General features: G+C 65.9%; 13 protein-coding genes. 5 read left to right on the top strand and 8 right to left on the bottom strand.

The window, feature by feature from the left end; translation table 11 throughout:
• Positions 1-21: 21 nt before the first annotated feature.
• Complete coding sequence (gene glgX / locus BMW72_RS07275) at positions 22-2,100, top strand: glycogen debranching protein GlgX (protein ID WP_092108803.1); 2,079 nt, start codon at positions 22-24, stop codon at positions 2,098-2,100.
• Between the two features lie 22 nt (positions 2,101-2,122).
• Here glgX and glgP read toward each other — a convergent pair whose 3' ends face one another.
• The gene (glgP, locus tag BMW72_RS07280; RefSeq protein WP_092108805.1) at positions 2,123-4,690 is read right to left on the bottom strand and encodes an alpha-glucan family phosphorylase; all 2,568 of its coding nucleotides are present in this window, start codon (positions 4,688-4,690) and stop codon (positions 2,123-2,125) included.
• A 246-nt stretch (positions 4,691-4,936) separates the two neighbouring features.
• Between glgP and BMW72_RS07285 the strand changes: the two genes are divergently transcribed.
• The gene (locus BMW72_RS07285) at positions 4,937-6,895 is read left to right on the top strand and encodes an alpha-1,4-glucan--maltose-1-phosphate maltosyltransferase (RefSeq protein WP_244151238.1); all 1,959 of its coding nucleotides are present in this window, start codon (positions 4,937-4,939) and stop codon (positions 6,893-6,895) included.
• On the top strand, positions 6,892-9,216 hold the full coding sequence (gene glgB / locus BMW72_RS07290; protein WP_092108810.1) for a 1,4-alpha-glucan branching protein GlgB: 2,325 nt from the start codon (positions 6,892-6,894) through the stop codon (positions 9,214-9,216). Before BMW72_RS07285 ends, glgB begins: the two co-directional genes overlap by 4 nt.
• 78 nt (positions 9,217-9,294) lie before the next feature.
• On the opposite strand, the gene BMW72_RS07295 is transcribed toward glgB, so the two are convergent.
• Both BMW72_RS07295 and BMW72_RS07300 read right to left on the bottom strand, forming a co-directional pair.
• The gene (locus BMW72_RS07295) at positions 9,295-10,299 is read right to left on the bottom strand and encodes a tetratricopeptide repeat protein (protein WP_092108813.1); all 1,005 of its coding nucleotides are present in this window, start codon (positions 10,297-10,299) and stop codon (positions 9,295-9,297) included.
• Positions 10,296-12,140 carry a DUF8094 domain-containing protein gene (locus BMW72_RS07300; RefSeq protein ID WP_092108815.1) on the bottom strand — a complete coding sequence of 615 codons (1,845 nt, stop codon included), beginning with the start codon at positions 12,138-12,140 and terminating at the stop codon, positions 10,296-10,298. Before BMW72_RS07300 ends, BMW72_RS07295 begins: the two co-directional genes overlap by 4 nt.
• A gap of 254 nt (positions 12,141-12,394) precedes the next feature.
• On the opposite strand from BMW72_RS07300, the gene BMW72_RS07305 reads away from it, so the two are divergent.
• Positions 12,395-14,002, top strand: a complete 1,608-nt coding sequence (locus tag BMW72_RS07305) for a coiled-coil domain-containing protein (protein WP_092108818.1) — start codon at positions 12,395-12,397, stop codon at positions 14,000-14,002.
• Positions 14,003-14,025: 23 nt separating this feature from the next.
• Positions 14,026-15,075 carry an AI-2E family transporter gene (locus tag BMW72_RS07310; protein ID WP_092108821.1) on the top strand — a complete coding sequence of 350 codons (1,050 nt, stop codon included), beginning with the start codon at positions 14,026-14,028 and terminating at the stop codon, positions 15,073-15,075.
• Positions 15,076-15,091: 16 nt separating this feature from the next.
• On the opposite strand, the gene BMW72_RS07315 is transcribed toward BMW72_RS07310, so the two are convergent.
• From BMW72_RS07315 to BMW72_RS07335, 5 genes are read right to left on the bottom strand one after another with little or no spacing between them, the layout of a single operon-like run.
• On the bottom strand, positions 15,092-15,832 hold the full coding sequence (locus BMW72_RS07315) for an alpha/beta hydrolase (protein WP_092108823.1): 741 nt from the start codon (positions 15,830-15,832) through the stop codon (positions 15,092-15,094).
• Positions 15,833-15,854: 22 nt separating this feature from the next.
• Positions 15,855-16,160 (bottom strand): hypothetical protein, encoded by a 306-nt coding sequence (locus tag BMW72_RS07320; RefSeq protein WP_174843179.1) that lies wholly within the window; start codon positions 16,158-16,160, stop codon positions 15,855-15,857.
• Positions 16,161-16,207: 47 nt separating this feature from the next.
• Positions 16,208-16,870: an aggregation-promoting factor C-terminal-like domain-containing protein gene (locus BMW72_RS19230; protein WP_241984025.1), complete on the bottom strand. Its 663-nt coding sequence runs from the start codon at positions 16,868-16,870 to the stop codon at positions 16,208-16,210.
• 54 nt (positions 16,871-16,924) lie between these two features.
• Positions 16,925-17,668, bottom strand: coding sequence for a DivIVA domain-containing protein (locus tag BMW72_RS07330; protein ID WP_092108826.1), 744 nt, complete (start codon positions 17,666-17,668; stop codon positions 16,925-16,927).
• 47 nt (positions 17,669-17,715) lie between these two features.
• Positions 17,716-18,729 carry a phosphatidate cytidylyltransferase gene (locus tag BMW72_RS07335; protein WP_092108829.1) on the bottom strand — a complete coding sequence of 338 codons (1,014 nt, stop codon included), beginning with the start codon at positions 18,727-18,729 and terminating at the stop codon, positions 17,716-17,718.
• Positions 18,730-18,737 lie beyond the last annotated feature (8 nt).

Consider the following 18,737-nt stretch of genomic DNA (forward strand, 5'->3'; position numbering starts at 1 on the left):
ACACTGATTACTCTTGAACCCATGAGTTCCACCGACCCCCTGCGCAACCTCGGTGTGCGCTTGACCAGCGCCGGTGGCGAACTCCGTGTCTGGGCCGAGCACGCCGACGCCATGGAGTTGTGCTTGTTCGACGACACCGACCCGAACTGGATCATCAAGAGCGTGCCGATGACCATGGACGTGCACGGCGTTTGGTCCGGCAAATCGCGCACCCTGTCACCGGGGCGCCGCTACGGCATCCGGGTGTCGGGTCCGGCGAGCCCTAAGAACTCGTTCCACCCGGAGAAAACCCTGATCGAACCGTATTCTCGTGGTTTGGTTCGGGTGGGAGCCGGGCTGTGGCAATCCTCGGTCGTCGACGACTATTTCGACTGGAACGGTACCGCAAAACCGGCAACGGCCCTCGACCACACTGTGGTTTATGAGGCGCACGTGCGCGGCCTCAGCCGGCTGAATCCGCTGGTTCCGGCCGCGCTGCGTGGAACCTACGCCGGGCTCGCCCACGAATCGACCATCGCCTATCTGAAAGACCTCGGCGTGACCGCGGTCGAGCTGCTGCCGGTGCAGGCGTTCGTGTCGGAGCAGCGACTGATTAAACAGGGTCTGATCAACTACTGGGGGTACAACACCCTCAATTTCTTTTCCCCGCACGCCGACTACGCCACCCAGGCAGCCCAGTCTGCCGGGCCGGCAAGCGTGCTGCGTGAGTTCAAGGGCATGGTCAAACTGTTGCACGAGGCGGGGCTCGAGGTCATCCTCGATGTCGTCTACAACCACACCGCTGAAGAGGGTCGCAACGGTCCGGTCACCAGCCTGCGCGGCATCGACAACTCTGCCTACTATCGGCAGGACGAGTCCGGCGCGTACATCGATGTGACCGGCTGTGGCAATACGGTCAACTTCAGCCACGACGTGCCGAAACGTCTCGTGCTCGATTCGCTGCGCTACTGGGCCAACGACCTGCAGATCGACGGGTTCCGCTTCGATCTCGCCGCGACGCTCGGGCGGGACGCCGGCGTCGTCTACGACCCGGGGCATCCGCTGCTCACCGAGATTCGCGACGACCCGGAACTGGCCGGAGTGAAACTCATCGCTGAACCGTGGGACGTCGGCCAGGGCGGCTGGCAGACCGGCAATTTTCCGCCAGGCTGGACCGAGTGGAACGACCGCTACCGCGACCGCATGCGGGATTTCTGGCTGTCCGATATGAAGAGCCTGCGCCTGACCGGCTCGGCCGGCAGCGGCATCGGCCGGTTCGCGACCCGCGTCGCTGGGTCGTCGAACACCTTCTCCGAAGCTCGCGGACCGCTCGCCTCGCTCAACTTCATCACCGCCCACGACGGGTTCACCCTGGCCGACCTGACCGCCTACGACGTGAAGCACAACCTCGGCAACGGCGAGTCGAACCGGGACGGCACCGACAACAACAACTCCTACAACCACGGGGTCGAGGGTCCGACCCGCGACGTGGCTATTCTGGCGACGCGGCGCAAAGCCATGCGCAACATGCTCGGCACGCTGCTGCTCTCGGCCGGTATTCCCATGCTCACCGCCGGCGACGAGTTCGGGCGCAGCCAGCGCGGCAACAACAACGCCTACTGCCAGGACAGCGAGCTGACCTGGCTCAACTGGGACTTCGACGACTGGCAGCAGGACTTGCACCGGGTCACGCGCCGGCTGCTGCAGTTGCGGCGGGAGAACCCGGCTCTGCGCCCCGTGCACTTCGGTCGGTTCGGCGAGACCACGCCGAGCGCGAGCCAGCTGGACTGGTACAACATGGCCGGCGAGGTGCTCACCGGTGATGCCTGGAACTCGCCGACCGAGCGCACCCTGCAGTACATGGCGGCGTCCACCCCCGAACACGAAGCCTTCAACCGCATTCTGCTGGTGATCAACGCGAGGGAGCAGGACGAGACGGTCACCCTGCCCGCGCACGAGGGAGTGGATGCCTACACGCTGCTCTGGGATTCCGGTCACGACGATCTGCGCGATTCGGTCATCGAGCACGCGCCGGGTACCCCCCTGTTCGTGTCCGGCGCTTCGATGCAGCTGATGCGGGCGCACGGCGCCTTCGTGCCGCGCCGCACACCGCTGGCCTAGCCCGCCGGGCTGGGCCAGCGGGCTAGTTCGCGAGGGCGACCAGGCCCATTTCGGCCGGGCTGATCAGCAGATCATTCCGGGGAACGACGCGCACTGTGTACCCAAACGCTCCGGCCCGGTCGAGTTCGACCGTTCCGGTGAAGAGGGTGGCGCCACCCGGCGGGGCTTCGTCGGGCGATGCCGGTTCGAGCGCCGCAATGGCCACGTCGCGCAATTCATCGGTGCCCAGGCTCTTGCCGTAGACGACCTCGACCGTCACATCCTCGGGTGCCAGCCCGCCCAACTGCACGTGTGCGCGCAGGTGCAGGTCATCGCCAACTTCGGGTACCGACGAGACGCCGCCGGATTCAACGTGGGTCACCGCCACCTGCGGCCAGGCCGACACGATCCGGCCCTTCCACGCCGCCAGTTCGCGGGCGGCACGGTAATTGTTGGCCGACATGAGCGCTTCGTAGTGCCCGGCGGGGCGGTACAGGCGCTGCACATACTCGCTCACCATGCGGTCGGCGGACAGTTGCGGCGACAGGGTGGACAGGGTGTGACGGATATTGGATACCCAGCGTTCCGGAACGTCGTCGGCGTTGCGTTCGTAGAAGGTCGGCGCCACCTGGTGTTCGATCAGGTCGTAGAGCGCCTCGGCCTCGAGCCGGTCACGTTCGGCGGGGTCGCCGGCCGAATCGGCTGACGGAATGGCCCAGCCGTTTTTACCGTCGTAGTATTCCGGCCACCATCCGTCGAGGATCGACAGGTTCAGCGCGCCATTGAGAGCGGCTTTCATGCCGCTGGTACCGCAGGCTTCGAGTGGGCGGAGCGGATTATTGAGCCAGACATCCGTTCCCGGATACATTAGCTGCGCCATCGCGATGTTGTAGTCCGGCAGAAAAGCGATGCGCGTGCGCAGAGCCGGATCGGCGGCGAACTGAACGATTTTCTGGATCAGCCGTTTGCCCTCTTCGTCGGCGGGGTGGGACTTGCCGGCGATGACGATCTGAATCGGATGTTCCGGGTGCAGCAGAAGGGCGCGCAGTCGTTCCGGATCGTGCAGCATCAGGGTGAGGCGCTTGTAGGTGGGGACGCGGCGAGCGAATCCGATGGTCAGCACGTTCGGGTCGAAAACCCGGCCGATCCAGGCCGGCGGGATGCCGCCGGGGTTCTGGTCGCGCCAGGCGCCCAGCAGGCGGCGGCGGGCATCCTCGACGAACTGCAGGCGCATCTGACCGCGCACCGACCAGAGGTCCTGGTCGGAGACCTCGTGCGAGGCCCAATTGGCGATCGTCGTGTCGCTCGTGCCGAGCTTGGCCTGCGCGAGGCTCTTCAGTGCCGGGTCGGTCCAACTCTGAGCGTGCACACCATTCGTGATCGACGTGATCGGAACATCCGCTGAATCAAAACCAGGCCAGAGTCCGTTGAACATGCGGCGGCTGACCTCGCCGTGCAGGGTGGACACGCCGTTGGCGTGCTGGCCGAGCCGCAACCCCATGATGGCCATATTGAACACTTCGGAGGAGCCGCCGGCGTAACTTTCCGCCCCGAGCGCGAGCAGGTCGTCCACGTCGACGCCGGGCAGCAGATCGGTGCCGAAGTAGCGACGCACGAGCGAACGCTCGAACCGGTCGATGCCGGCGGCGACCGGGGTGTGGGTGGTGAAGACGGTCCCGGCCCGGGCCACCTGCAGGGCTTCCTGAAAGCTCAGGCCCTCACCGATCAGGCTGGAAATGCGCTCGAGACCGAGGAACCCGGCGTGGCCCTCGTTGGTGTGGAAGACCTCCGGCTCCGGCAGGCCGTGCAGCGAACTCCACAGTTTCACGGCGCGGGCGCCGCCGATGCCCAGCAGCAGTTCCTGCAGCAGTCGGTGTTCGCCGCCGCCGCCATAGAGACGGTCGGTGACCAGGCGCAGGTCGTCGGCATTTTCGGGGATGTCCGCGTCGAGCAGCAGCAGGCGCACCCGGCCCACCTTGGCCTGCCAAACCCGCGCGTGCAGCGTGCGCTCGTCGGGAAGCGCGAGCGAGACCTGCACGGCCGAGCCGTCGGCGTGGCGCAGCACGGCGAGCGGCAACCCGTCGGGGTCGAGCAGCGGGTAGCTTTCCATCTGCCAGCCGTCGGGCGAGATGGCCTGGCTGAAGTACCCAGCACGGTAGAACAGTCCAACGCCCACCAGCGGCAGGCCAAGGTCTGAAGCGCTCTTGAGGTGGTCACCGGCCAGGATACCGAGCCCGCCCGAATACTGCGGCAGGGCGGCGGCGATACCGAATTCCGGTGAGAAGTACGCGATTGCGGCGGGCTTTTCGCCCTCGAGTCCCTGGTACCAGCGAGGCTGGTCGAGATAGTCACGCAGCCCGTCGCGGGTGGCATTGACCTCGCCAACGTAGTCGTGGTCCTGCGCGAGCTCGTCGAGGCGACGTGGGTCGACAGCGCCGAGCAGAGCGACCGGATCGGTGCCGATCTCGCGCCACAGATCCGGGGCAATACGCTCGAACAGCTGTCTGGTGGGCTCATGCCACGACCAGCGGAGATTGCCGGCAAGCTCCTCGAGAGCCGCGAGCGGCTCGGGGAGAACGGCGCGGACGGTAAATTTGCGGATGGCCTTCACGAGGTCAACCTTAGAGGTGTCACGTGTCCAATACGTAACACCGAAATTCCTGCGTCCGGGCGAGCCGAGCACAAGACGGGAGCCATGGCCACGCTTTCACGCTACGGTCGTGGTGTGGCCAAGACAGCAACGAAAAAGACGACCCTGCCGACAGCATCGAGCAGCGCCCCCACGGCCGTGTCCACGGCTGCGAGCAGCGCCGGCGCATCCGTTGGTCGAATCCCGATTCTCGACCTCTCTCCTCAGCTGAACGACAATCTCTGGCCGGCCCGCGCCTTCGTCGGTGAAGTCGTGCCGTTCGCAGCGACCGCGTTTCGCGAGGGGCACGACCTCATCGGTGTCGAGCTGCAGCTCACCGCCCCCGGCACCAGCACCACGCGGCATCCCATGGCACTGCAAGCCGACGGCACCGATCGCTACGGTACCGAGGCTCAGCTTGGCGCTGCGGGCCGCTGGACCTATCGGGTGCGCGCCTACGCCGACGACTTCGCCACCTGGGAACACAACGCCGCGATCAAGATTCCGGCGGGCATCGACGTTGAACTCATGTTCGAGATCGGTGGTGCACTGCTCCGCCAGGCCAGTGCCGACACCGCCCGACCGCTCGCCGCACGCCGACTGTTCAAGGCCGCTGCGGCCACCCTCGCCGACACCACAAAGCCCGCCACCGAACGTCTGCTCGCCGTAGCGGATGCCGCGCTCCGGCAGGCCATCGCAGCCCACCCCCTCGCCGGGCTGGCCACTCTTTCAGCCGAACGCACCATCATCGTCGAACGCACCAGGGCCGGGGTCGGCTCCTGGTACGAATTCTTCCCCCGCTCGGAGGGTGCCGTGCGACGGCCCGACGGCAGCTGGCAGAGCGGAACTTTCCGCACCGCGGCCAAGCGACTGCCCGCCGTCGCGGCCATGGGCTTCGATGTGCTCTACCTGCCGCCGATCCACCCGATCGGGCAGTCCTGGCGCAAGGGCCCCAACAATTCGCTCGAGGTCGCACCGGGCGACCCCGGCTCGCCGTGGGCGATCGGCTCGAAAGACGGTGGCCATGACGCCATCCACCCCGACCTCGGCACCGTCGCCGACTTCACGTTCTTTCTGAAGACGGCAGCCTCGCACGGCATCGAGGTAGCCCTCGACTTCGCGCTGCAGGCCTCGCCGGACCACCCCTGGGTGCAGGAGCATCCGGAATGGTTCACGACCCTCCCCGACGGCACCATCGCCTACGCCGAGAACCCGCCGAAGAAATACCAGGACATCTACCCGATCAATTTCGACAACGATCCCGCCGGCATCCGGGCCGAGGCGTTGCGCCTCGTTCGGTACTGGATCAGCGTTGGGGTGCGCATCTTTCGGGTGGACAACCCCCACACCAAACCTCTCGATTTTTGGGAATGGCTCATCGGTGAGGTCAACGCCTCCGACCCCGACGTGGTCTTCCTCGCCGAAGCGTTCACCCGGCCGGCCCTCATGCAGGCGCTCGGCAAGGTCGGCTTCCAGCAGTCCTACACGTACTTCACCTGGCGCAACACGAAAATCGAACTCGAAGAGTTCTTCGACGGCCTCGCCACCGATACCCCTGATTTTCTGCGCCCGAACCTGTTCGTGAACACCCCCGACATCCTCACCGAATACCTGCAGTTCGGCGGGCCGGCGGCGTTCAAGATCCGGGCAGCCCTCGCCGCGACGGCCGCGCCGACCTGGGGGGTGTACGCCGGCTTCGACCTGTTCGAGAACGTCGCCCGGCCGGGTGCCGAAGAGAGCATCGACAACGAGAAATACGAGTACCGACCGCGCGACTGGAGCAAGGCGGAGGAGCTCGGAAAATCCCTTGCGCCGTACCTCACGCTTCTGAATCGCATTCGGGCGGACCACCCGGCGCTCGGGCAGCTTCGCAACCTCGATATCCACGCCAGTGACGACGACTCGATCCTCGTCTACAGCAAGTACCTCGACGCCGCCTACACGGGCACCGGCCAGGCGGATGCCCTCATCATCGTCGCCAACGTCGACCCGCACTCGGTGCGCCAGACGGTCGTGCACCTCGACGTGACCCGGTTCGGCATTGCCCGCGGTGACACTTTCGACGTGCACGACCTCGTGTCGGGCGCCACCTGGACCTGGTCAGCCGACAACTTCGTTCGCCTCGACGCCTTCAGCGAACCGGTGCACATCCTGCACGTCACCCCCCACGATCCGGGCCACGCATGAGCGGCGACAAGAAAAAAGACAAGAAGAAGCACTCGAGCAAGCACCAGAAAGGTCAGGGAAAGAACATCGACGGCAAGAAGGGTCAGTCCCCGAAGACACACTCCACAAAGGCCACGAAGCACGCGGCCCCCACCGAACCGGCACCGATTCCCGACCACATTCTCGAGGCCGTCGCCGCCGGCAGCTACTACAACCCGCACGAGATTCTCGGCCAGCACCTCGCCCACCAGGCCGGCGTCTCTGACCCACTCGTCACCATCCGCGCCCTTCGTCCGCTCGCCACCGAGGTGTTCGCCATTCTGGCCAGCGGCGCGCACGTGGAACTCGCCCACCTCGCGCACGGCATCTGGCAGGGTGAAAGCACCCTCGGACTCACCGACTACACGATCGAGGCCCGCTACCAGGATGCCCCGCCCTGGATTTGCGATGACCCCTACCGGTTCATTCCGACGCTCGGCGAGCTGGACCTGCACCTGATCGGGGAAGGCCGCCACGAGCGTCTCTGGGACGTTTTGGGGGCCCACCACCGAGAGCACGGAGGCGTCACGGCCGCCTCCACCGGTACCTCCTTCGCGGTCTGGGCGCCGCACGCCAGAGCCGCCCGCGTCATCGGCGATTTCAACGGCTGGAACGGCACCAACCACGCCATGCGCAACATGGGCAGCACCGGTGTCTGGGAGCTGTTCATTCCGGGCCTCGAACTCGGCACCAGGTACAAATTCCAGCTGCGCACGCAGTCCGGCGCCTGGGTCGAGAAAGCCGACCCGATCGCCCGGCTGGCCGAGGTTCCGCCGCTGACGGCGTCGGTCGTCACCGCATCGCACTACGAGTGGGCGGATGCCGCGTGGCTGGCCAACCGCGAAGCCAACGATCCGCACAATCAGGCAATGAGCGTATACGAGATGCACGTCGGCTCCTGGCGCCCCGGCCTCGGCTACCGCGACCTCGCCGATGAGCTCGTCGGCTATCTGCAGGAACTAAGCTTCACGCACGTGGAATTCATGCCCCTCGCGGAGCATCCGTTCGGTGGTTCCTGGGGCTACCAGGTGAGCGGCTACTACGCGCCGACCAGCCGATTCGGCTCCCCCGACGACCTGCGCTACCTGATCGATCGGCTGCACCAGGCCGGCATCGGCGTGATCATGGACTGGGTGCCCGGCCACTTTCCCAAGGACGACTTCGCCCTGGCCCGCTTCGACGGCCAGGCCCTCTACGAGCACCCCGACCCGCGGCGGGGTGAGCAGATGGACTGGGGCACGTACATCTTCGACTTCGGCCAGATGCAGGTGCGCAACTTCCTCGTCGCCAACGCGCTGTACTGGCTCGAAGAGTTCCACATCGACGCCCTGCGCGTCGATGCCGTCGCATCGATGCTCTACCTCGACTACTCGCGCGAAGACGGCCAGTGGGAGCCGAACAAGTACGGCGGCAACGAGAACCTCGAGGCGATCAGCCTGCTCCAGGAGATCACCGCGACGGCGTACAAGCGCAATCCCGGCACGATCATGATTGCCGAGGAATCCACCAACTGGGGCGGGGTGACAGCGCCGACCAGCGGCGGCGGACTCGGGTTCGGGTTCAAGTGGAACATGGGCTGGATGCACGACTCCCTCGAGTACATGCAGGTCGACCCCATGTACCGGTCGTACCACCACAATGACATCACGTTCTCGTTCATCTACGCCTTCAGCGAGAACTTTCTGCTGCCGATCAGCCACGACGAGGTCGTGCACGGCAAGGGCGCCCTCGTCTCGAAGATGCCGGGCGACTCCTGGCAGCAGCTCGCCAATGTGCGCGCCTACCTCGCCTTCATGTGGGCGCACCCCGGCAAGCAGCTTCTGTTCATGGGCAGTGAGTTCGGGCAGCGCTCGGAGTGGAGCGAGGAACGCGGCCTGGATTGGTGGATGCTCGACCAGCCCGCCCACCGCGGCCTGTTCAACCTCGTCGGCCAGCTCAACCGCGTGTACCGCGACAACGCGAGCCTGTGGAGCCGCGACAACGACCCGGGCGGCTTCGAACTGCTCGATGGCGGAGCAGCGAGCCAGAACGTCGTGTCATTTCTGCGCTGGGACAACCACGGCGTACCGGTGGCCTGCTTCTTCAACTTCGCCGGGCAGCCGCACACCGACTATCGGGTGGGTCTGCCGTTCGCCGGGCAGTGGGAGGAGATCCTCAACACGGATGCCAGCGATTTCGGTGGCTCCGGCGTGGGAAACCAGGGAGCCGCCCAGGCCTACAACGAGCCCTGGGCGGGCCGGCCGGCATCCGCTACCCTGACCCTGCCACCTCTGGCTGGTCTCTGGTTGCGCCTGCGCCGCTAAGTCATTCTGCGGCAGCGCAGGAAGTGCCCGTTTGACTGAGTTAAACGGGCACTTCCTGCGCTCCGGGGAACGACGAGATCAGTAGAGCAGGGCGGCCAGGCGGGACCGGGTGGGGGCGACCCGGGGGTCGTCGGTGCCGATGACCTCGAACAGTTCCAGGATGCGCTCGCGGATCGTGTTGCGACCCGGCGCCGGCTGGGCCGGGAACAGGGTCAGCAGCCGATCGAAAGCGTCCTCGATGTGACCGCCAGAGAGGTCAAGGTCGGCGACCAGCAGTTGCGCGTCGAGATCGTCGGGAGCGGATGCCGCCCCATTGCGGATCTGGTCGATGGTCTTGCCCTGCAGCCGGGCAAGCAGGCTGACCTGGGCCAGTCCGGCCACGGCCATGGAGTCGTTCGGGTTTTGGGCCAGGGCCGTGCGGTATTCGCTCTGGGCGGTGGCGTAGTCGCCGGCCTCGATGGCCGCGTAGGCCTCCAGGTGGTGCGGCGGCAGCGGCTCGTCGACCACGGCGGCCGGCTCGGCGTCGGCGGCCACTCCGGCGGCCTCGGCTGTACCGGTCACGCCCTGCTGGGCGGCGAGCTCGAGCACCCGACCGAGCACATCGGCGATCTGTTCCTCAGCGAGCGGGCCGGTGAAGAGCTGCACCGGCTGACCGGTGATGACGGCGGCGACCGTTGGTACGGACTGGGCCTGGAAGGCCTGCGCGAGCTGAGGGTTCGCGTCAATGTCAACGCGCGCCAACACGAACTGGCCGGCGAGGCCGGTGATGAGCTGCTCCAGCACCGCCATGAGCGTGGTGGAGGGCTCGCTCCACGATGCCCAGAGTCCGACGATGACGGGAACACGGGAGGAGAGTTCGAGCAGGTCGCCGAAGTTTGCGTCGGTGCCGTCCAGAACAAGGCTCGGAACTGTGACGGGCGCGGTGGGCGCTGCCGGCTCGCCGACGGGGGCGCCCGAGACGGGTGCGCCGACGGGCGCTCCGTTCCTGGCGGTCGGCGGGGTACCGGCCGGGGCGCGGTTCACGAGGGAGGAGAGGTCGACCGCTCCGCGCAGGTTCGATCCGGAAGGGGGCATGTTGGTCATGGAAGCTCCGCCGATGTGATGAGGCCCTGAGCGAAGCCCAGAAGCATGATTTTTTCGCTTGAACCGGCTGTGGGCACGTAGAACAGCAGCTGGTCGCGGTAGGTGTTTTGAAAGCCCTTGGTCGTTGTGGTAATGCCGGACAGCGCCTTGGCGGCGAGGGCATCGCCCGCCGGGCCCACCGTGGCACCTTCCTGAACGGGCTTGACCGTTTCGGTCTCCGTCATGCTGACGGCCACGATGCTGCCGGAGTCGTTGGTGGCCAGGGCCACGGCCTCGTCGCTGCCGGCGGCGGCGGCGAATTCGATCGACGCGGTCGACGGCAAAGCGGCGACCTTGGCGGCGTTGAGATCAGCAACCTGAATTCGGAAGTTGTCGCCGTCGCTCTCGAACAGGCCGTACGAGGGGCTAGCTTCACCCTGCAGCAGGATTTCGGCGTAGGCGGCTGCCAGCCCATCCGGCGGCAGCAGCAGCAGCTTGTTGTCCGGGGCGATGGCCGGGGCGCCGACAACGGCCGGGGCCACTTCCGGAACGTGTGCCGACTGCTCGAGGGCGAACAGGTAGTCCACCTGGTAGTTGCTGCGGGGCGATTCCTGCTTGAGCATGACCGCCATGGTCGGAATGCTGGGATCGTTTTCGTCCTGGATAACGGTCATGACCACCCGAGGCCAGGAATTGGTCTGCTGGGGCAGGGTGAAGGTGATGGGGGCACCGGGCAGGGCGACGAGCGGGGCGACCGCCGGATCGACGGCACGGATCTTGTAGTTGGCGAGGCGCTGTTCCAGGGCGGGCCCGGTGAATCGCGTGGCCAGGGTATCCGCGTTGAGGCTCGTATCGGCGTCCGCAGTGAGCAGTGAGATCTCGCTCATGATGGCCTCCAGCTGGGAGACAGTCACGGCGGGCGGCGGCAGCTCGGCGGCCGCTTCGACCGAATCGGTGGATTGGGGCGTCGGTGTGGGAGTGGCGGTAGCGGTGCCGGCCGGGCTGAAATCGGGCCACAGGTCCGCTGAACAGCCGCTCAGGGCCAGACCGGAAACCAGCACCATGGGAATAATGGCCACCCGACGGGTGATTCCCCGCCGTGACGCGGTGATCTGACTGGCCTTGATCGCCTTCGGACGGGGGGCACGGGGCAATCGTGGCATGCGCGGGCCGCGCGGAACGTTGCGACGCGGCCGACGCGAGCGACGCAGGTGCAGCAGGGCCAGCAGGTACAGCACGAGGCCGGCCAGCAACAGCAGGGCACCGCCGGCGAGAAGCGGGCCGGCCCACGGGGTGGAATTGTCCGAAGCCCACGACAGACGGATGTTCGCCGGCGCCGGTGCGACGCCGTCCGAGGCGATGATCACCGAGATGTCCTGCGGCAGGGTCAGCGTGGTCGTCAGGGTTCGAGTGCCGCTGTATTCCTCGAGCCAGAGGTCGGAGCCGGCCGGGTTCACGATCGCGGCGGTTTCCTCCGTTGGGACGGCATCCGCTGCCGCAGCATCGTCAGCCGGTGTGTCCTCATCATCGGGAACGACAGCCTCGGTGGTGGTGGAGGTCAGTTCACCGGTCTCGTCGTTGAAACCGACGGTGCTGTACGCATCCGTGCCGATCCAGGCGGCCACGTCGTCGGAACGCCCGTAGGCGAGGAAGATTGTGCCGTCACCGCGCACGTTGATGGTCTGACTGCCCGACGAGGCTGCGAGTGCGCTCGGATCGATCACGGTATAGGTCGTGTCGCCGGTCACGGTGGTACTCAGGGAGGTGAAGGCGGGCTCGAGCAGGATCGTTCGCTGAGCGATGCCGAGAACGATCATCACTGCTGCAAGAACGAAGGCCACGATGGCAAGAACAAAACGCACGTATCACCCTTCAGCATTTCCGCTGGTTGGTACTGTCTGGTCGGGACTGGTCTGTCACTCCGGCTGATTCACGCACCTGAAGCTCGTCAGACACGGACCTTCTACGTTACTGCGTTCTGCTGAGAGGTGCCTAATAGCGGGCGGGAGCGCCTCGAATGGCGGGCGCGTACGTGGCGGGACGGAACCCACTAAAATTGAGCTGTCCCGTCATGCATGATCCATCGAGGGCCGGGGCCCATTTGTAAGGAGCACACGTGTCTGACGACGAAGCTGAATTCACCCAGGTATTTCGCGGCTACGACAAGGATGAGGTCGCCAAGGCCATCCAGTCGCTGCGCCGCGAACTGATCCAGGCGAACACCCAGAACGCGGAAGCCGGCCGTGAGGTCAAACGCCTCGCCGGTCGTATCGACGATCTCAACGCCGAGATCGAAGAGGTCGGGAGCCCCACGTTCTCCGGTCTCGGTACCAAGCTGGAGAACACCCTGCGCGTCGCGGAGGAACAGTCCACCCGCGTGATCGCCCAGGCCGATATCGACGCTGAGAAGCTGCGCGCCGCGACCAACGACGAGGTGCACCTGCTGCGCCAGAACGCAGTGGAGCAGGCCGAACGCACCCTGTCCGATGCCGCCGTCAAAGCCCGTCGGGTGCTCGATGACGCACGCGTCGAAGCGGATGACATGCGCGCCCGCGCCCAGGACGAGCAGGCCCAGATCACTCAGGATGCCACTCGCGATGCCTCACTGATTCGCGGTGCTGTCGCCACCGAGGCGGCCGAAGCGCGGGCCACGGTGAAACGCGAGGTGGCGGCCGTCCGCTCTGAGGCAGATCGGGAAGCAGCTGAAGTGCGCGTCGTCGCCCAGCGGGAAGCCACCGAAGCCCGCGAAATCGCGGCCGGACTGACCCACGAGACCGAACTCACCCGCGCCGAAGTGGCTCTGGAACTCGATCAGCAACGCGCCGACCTGCAACGCGAAACCGACCAGGCCCGCGTCGATCTCGCGGCCGAAACGGAGCAAGCCCGGGTCGACCTGGCGCGGGAGACCGGCGAGGCCCGGATGGCCGGCGCCCACGAGGCCGACCAGGCCCGCACCCTGCTCGCCGCTGAGGTGGAGCAGGGTCGCATCGACTTGGCCCGCGAAGTCGAACAGGCCCACGCGGTGACCGAGGTGGAACGGGAACAGGCACAGACCGACCTCGTCCGGGAGCTCGATCGTAAGCGTGCCGGACTGGCCCGCGAGATCGAACAGGCCCGTGCCGCACTCGCCGCCGAGGTGGAGCAGGCCGGTGCCGACCTCGACCGCGAGAATCAGCAGGCTCGCATCGACGCCGAGGCCGAGGCCGAGCAGGCCCGCATCGACCTGGAGAACCAGCTCACCGCCACCCGCCGCAAGGGCGAGCACGAAGCCAGCCGCCTGGCCCGAGAAATCGACCAGACCCGCGCCGATTTTGATGTCGAGCTCAAGGCCCGCCGGGACGAGGCCGAGCAGGAGCACCTGTCCCGTCATCAGGAGGCCGTGGCCCAGACGCAGAAATTCCAAGCGGATGCCGCCAAACAGCTCACCGAGACCACCGACCGCACCCTTGAGCTGCGCGTTCTCAACGCACAGCTCGACGCCGGCGCCCGCGAGGAGGCCAAGGCCAACAAGGACCTCGCCGAGGAGAGTGCCGAGCGCATTCTCAGTGACGCTCACGCCACGGCCACCGCCCTCGTCACGGACGCCACGACACGTTCACGCACCCTCGTCGCCGACGCCGAAGATCGGTTGTCGCAGATTAGGATTGAGCGCGACGCCGTGGCCGGGTACTTTGAGAGCCTGCGCAGCGTTTTGACCCAGGCAGAACGGGTCGCAGCCGAGTAATTCCCTACTCCTGGAGACTCCACGTGAAAATTCAGAACGCCTTCCGGTTCGGACTCGTCGGGACCCTGGGGGTGGGGCTGGGGCTGCTGATCATCACCTCGGTGATCACCCTGCAGACGATCATCATCTATGTCGGGGCCGCGCTGTTCATCGCGCTCGGCCTCGACCCGGCGGTGTCCTGGCTGGAGAAGAAGAAGTTCCCTCGCTGGGCCGCCATTCTCACCGTGGTCGCCGCCGTGCTCGGGGTGCTGACGGCAGTGATCTTCGCGATCGTTCCGATCATCGTCGACCAGGTGTCCAAGCTGTCCAAGCTCATTCCGGAGCTGGTCAAGGCCGTGAACAGCTCAACCTTTCTGAGCGATCTGCAGAAGCAGTTCCCCGGCCTCAATATTGGCGAGATCTCCAAGACGATCACCGATTTTCTCGGCGGCAACCTGACCAACATCACCGCCACGGTTGTGCAGTCGGGGCTCGCCTTCGTCAACGGCCTGTTCGGCGGCCTCATCATCCTCATTCTCACGCTCTACTTCACGGCCTCGCTGAACAGCATGAAGCGGGCCACCTACCAGCTGGTTCCGGCGTCCAAGCGGGAACGCTTCACCGACATCAGTGAACAGATCACCACGGCCGTCGGTCGCTACATCGTGGGGCAGGCCGCCCTGGCCTCGGTCAACGGCGTGCTCAGCTTCATCTTCCTGTCGATCATCGGAGCGCCGTTTCCGGCGCTGCTCGCGTTCATCGCCTTCCTGCTGTCGCTGATCCCGCTCGTCGGTACCATTTCGGGTTCTGTCATCATCGTGCTGACCTGTTTGATTCCCGAGATCGGCAGTTCACCGCAGACGGCTCTGGCCGCGGGCATCTACTACCTCATCTACATGCAGGTCGAGGCGTACGTGCTCAGCCCGAACATCATGAACCGAGCCGTGTCGGTGCCGGGCGCGGTCGTCGTGATCGCAGCCCTGGCCGGCGGCAGCCTGCTCGGCATTCTCGGCGCGCTGATTGCCATCCCGGTGGCCGCCTCGGTCATCATGATTGTCAAACAGGTCGTCATCCCCCGCCAGAACGAACTCTAAGCTCCGGCGCGCTGGTCTAGCACGCGGCGGTTTCCGGTGCCGTCCACTCGGTCGGCAGCGGCAGCGCACCGGGGTTGACGGTGGCGACAATCTCGGTCAGCACCCGGCGGGTGAGGTTCTCCCCCACCCACAGGTGTTTGCCGCCCTCGACCGCGACCAGGCGCAGGTCGGGCACACTCGCAAACCGCAGGCGGGCAGCATCCGGTCGCAGGTAATCGTCGAACTCGGGAATGAGAGCCACCAGGGCGCGTTCGTTGCCGGCCCAGGCCGCCAGTTCCTCGTTGCTGGTGCGGTGCAGCGGAGGCGACAACAGGATGGCTCCGCGAATGGGATGTTCCAGTCCGTACTTGAGGGCGAGTTCGGTGCCGAACGACCAGCCGAGCAGCCAGGGGTTGGGCAGCTGGCGCTCGGCGACGAAGGCCATCGCCGCGGCGACATCGGCCCGTTCGGTCAGTCCATGGCCGAAGTCGCCGTCACTTGTGCCACGTGGCGAGGCGGTACCGCGGGTGTTGAACCGCAGCACGGCCAGGTCGGCCAGCGCGGGCAGCCGGTTGGCGGCCTTCCGCAGAATATGCGAGTCCATGAAACCGCCGGCGGTCGGCAGCGGATGCAGCGTCACGAGCGTTGCCACCGGAGCACGGCCGACCGGGGTTGCTAGTTCGCCGACCAGGGTCAGGCCGTCGCTCGTGTGCAGTTCGATGTGCTCGATGGTGGCGGGCAGTTCGATGCCGCCACGAATATCGACCGAGGCGGTCACCGGTCCTCCTGAATTCTCGGGTTCACTTGATTTTCCAACAGTGCGAGTGCCAGTGCCGCCGGTTGGCGAGGTCGGCGGCGTCGCCGAGCACCCCGTCGCCGCGCCAGGTGACGATGTGTGCCGTGCCCGGCACGATATCGAGGGTGCACCCCGGGCACAGGTAGGTTTTGACGGCCTGCTTGGCGGGAACCGGCTGCACGTGCCACAGACCATCGCGTCGTACTTCGCTGCGACGCCAGCCCGCGAGCAGGTGGTTCAGGTCGCCGGTTTCATCGTCGTCGGCGGGCTGCGGGGCTTTGCGGCCTCGGGGTCGATTGCTGCGCGCCATGATTCCAGTCTAAAGTGCGGGCCCGCAGGCCCGGCACCAGCCTGGTATCAATACCAGCCGGACGCCTGCGATTTCGCCCATGCGCCGCACGGAGTGCCGTACCGGTCGGTGATGTAGCCGAGGCCCCATTCAATTTGGGTTCCGGCGTTGGTGGCCCAGTCATCGCCCGCCGTGGCCATTTTCGAACCGGGAAGTGCCTGCGGAATTCCGTAGGCTCCGCTGGAACCATTCTGAGCGTTGACGCGCCAGCCGGACTCTTTCTGCCAGAGCGAAACAAGGCAGTTGTACTGGTCTTCGCCCCAGCCGCGACCGGCCACAGCGTCGTAGGCATATGCCTGGGCGGAGCCCGGATCGGGGACGGCGGCCGACGGCGCGGTGAAGCTCGCGGTCTTCTTCTCCACCGCGACGACAACCGGAACGGGCTTGGGCTTCTCGGTCACGGCGTAGCCGTCGCGAGTGATCGTATTGGCATAGCTGCCCGCTACGAGCACGGCCTGCGCCGGACCATCGTCGGCCGTGCTCCCGGCGATCTGAAAGTACGGTGACGCGGTGGCACCCGAGTAGGGATCAACGACGGTGACGAGCACAAACGCACAGGCTGCCGTGAACCCGAACAGAAAGTGGGCCGGCTTCACCCGCGGCCGAGTTCGACGAACGATCGGCTGTGCCGCGGCCGGAACAGTGTCGATTGCCTTCAGATGCCTACCCATTAGTAGACGACCTTAGTCGACAAATTTGATAACAACCAAGTAACAGTACCCAAATCAGCGAACCGCGAGCATCACGTCGACGACGCTGTCCAGCACGAGGTCGACCTGCGCTTCCCGGTATCCGCCCCGTTCAGGGCGAAAAACAGACGTTCGCACCTCATCGACGGTGAGCTCACGACCGTCCTGAAAATACTTGACCAGTTTGTTGGCGAGACGATCGACATCCACTCTTTTGTAACCGACGGCCAACACGCTCGCCCGGGTGAAGCGATGTCCCGGCGGGCGGCTGAGCCGGGCCACGAGCAGGTCGGCGGTCGTCTCGGCGTCGGCCATCCACGCCTGCTCGCCTCGGGCGCTGGTGGACTGAAAGCGCTCCCGCGCCGCGAAGGCATCTTCCAGTCGTTCCAAAGCGGCATCGACGTGTTCGGGCGAGAATCCGCCCTTGTGCATTGCAAAAGCGGTATGACGGATGCCCTCGGCCGTCAACGTCGCGCCGGCTACGGCAGCTTCCGCCTCGGCCTTCTCGGCAACGATGGCGTGAATGGCGTCGGTCCCGTCGGCACCCGCCGTCGGGTCGCCGGGCACAGCCTGGAGCGGGTGAACGTCGGGCTCGGCAGCGGCGGCGATCGCATCAACGGATTCCACCGTGCCGACAGCTGAGCCCGTATCGGCATCCAGGTCGTCATCGGCCGGTTCGGGCTGGTCATAGGCGCGGCGAGCAGCAGCCAGGAACGCTTCGACCTGGCCGACGTTGTAGCCGAGCGTCTTCTTGCCCACTCGGGGAAATATGGTGCTCATGGCCTCATTGTCTCGTACTTGCGTCGTGCCGGAAGAATCGGTCGCACTCACGCGAAGATCAAGTAGAGCGCGTAAGCGGCGGCGGCCGACGGCAGAATCGAGTCCAGCCGGTCGAGAAAACCGCCGTGCCCTGGCAGCCACGAACTCATGTCCTTGATTCCGAGGTCGCGTTTGATGAGCGATTCGGCCAGATCACCGAAGGTCGCGGTCAGCAGAATGACGCCTGCGAACACCAGGCCGAACCACCACGGCTGGTCGAGCATGAAGATCGCCAGCAGCACGCCCGCGACCATGCAGATCAGGCCGGCGCCGATGAAACCCTCCCAGGTTTTCTTGGGACTGATCGAGGGTGCCATCGGGTGCTTGCCGAAGTTGAGCCCGCTCACATACGCGCCGGTATCGGCGGAGATCACCAGGATCAGGAAGGCGAGCGTCCACCACTGGCCCTCGTCCTGCGCCACGAGCAAGACGGCGAAGCTCGCAAGAAAAACGACGTACACCTGAATCAGGATGCCGCCGCCCACGTCGCCGACGACGGAACGGGCCGAGGCACGATGGGACGGAATGACCAGCAGTGCCAGTCGCCAGAGGGCGATCAGCGCGATACCGCCGAGCATGACAAGCCATTGGCCGGTCGCCTCGCCGTAGAACGCCGCAGGAACGATCGCGACCGCCGAAATGATCACCGGGATGCGGGGAACGTTACGGCCTGCGTGCCGCAGGGCCTGCGCCAGTTCGAAGGCGCAGAACGCTACGATCACAACCGCGAAGATCATGAAGAGCTGTTTGATGATGATCAGGCTGACCAGCATGGAGCCGCCGAGGACGAGCCCGATCAGGATGGCCAGAATGAGGTTACGGCCGGTGCGTGCTTCGATGCGTTCGTTCGCCTGGTCGAGCTGGGCGCGAGTGGCTTGTACCTGGCGTTCGAAATCGGCTTTGGTGCTCTGCACCTGCCGTTCGAAGTCAGCGCGCGTCGTCTTCACCTGCGCCCGAAACTCGGCGCGGCTGACACCGTGCCCGCGTTTCTGCGGCTGGTCGTTCCCCGGTTTCTCGGTCATCGGATTCC

This window comes from Cryobacterium luteum, from assembly GCF_900110125.1.
GTDB lineage: Bacteria > Actinomycetota > Actinomycetes > Actinomycetales > Microbacteriaceae > Cryobacterium > Cryobacterium luteum.

Bases quoted from the DNA above. Each gene is read 5' to 3' on its own strand.
- glgX (WP_092108803.1), top strand. From the start codon at position 22: ATGAGTTCCACCGACCCCCTGCGCAACCTCGGTGTGCGCTTGACCAGC.
- glgB (WP_092108810.1), top strand. From the start codon at position 6,892: ATGAGCGGCGACAAGAAAAAAGACAAGAAGAAGCACTCGAGCAAGCAC.
- BMW72_RS07295 (WP_092108813.1), bottom strand. From the start codon at position 10,299: ATGACCAACATGCCCCCTTCCGGATCGAACCTGCGCGGAGCGGTCGAC.
- BMW72_RS07320 (WP_174843179.1), bottom strand. From the start codon at position 16,160: ATGGCGCGCAGCAATCGACCCCGAGGCCGCAAAGCCCCGCAGCCCGCC.
- BMW72_RS19230 (WP_241984025.1), bottom strand. From the start codon at position 16,870: ATGGGTAGGCATCTGAAGGCAATCGACACTGTTCCGGCCGCGGCACAG.
- BMW72_RS07330 (WP_092108826.1), bottom strand. From the start codon at position 17,668: ATGAGCACCATATTTCCCCGAGTGGGCAAGAAGACGCTCGGCTACAAC.
- BMW72_RS07335 (WP_092108829.1), bottom strand. From the start codon at position 18,729: ATGACCGAGAAACCGGGGAACGACCAGCCGCAGAAACGCGGGCACGGT.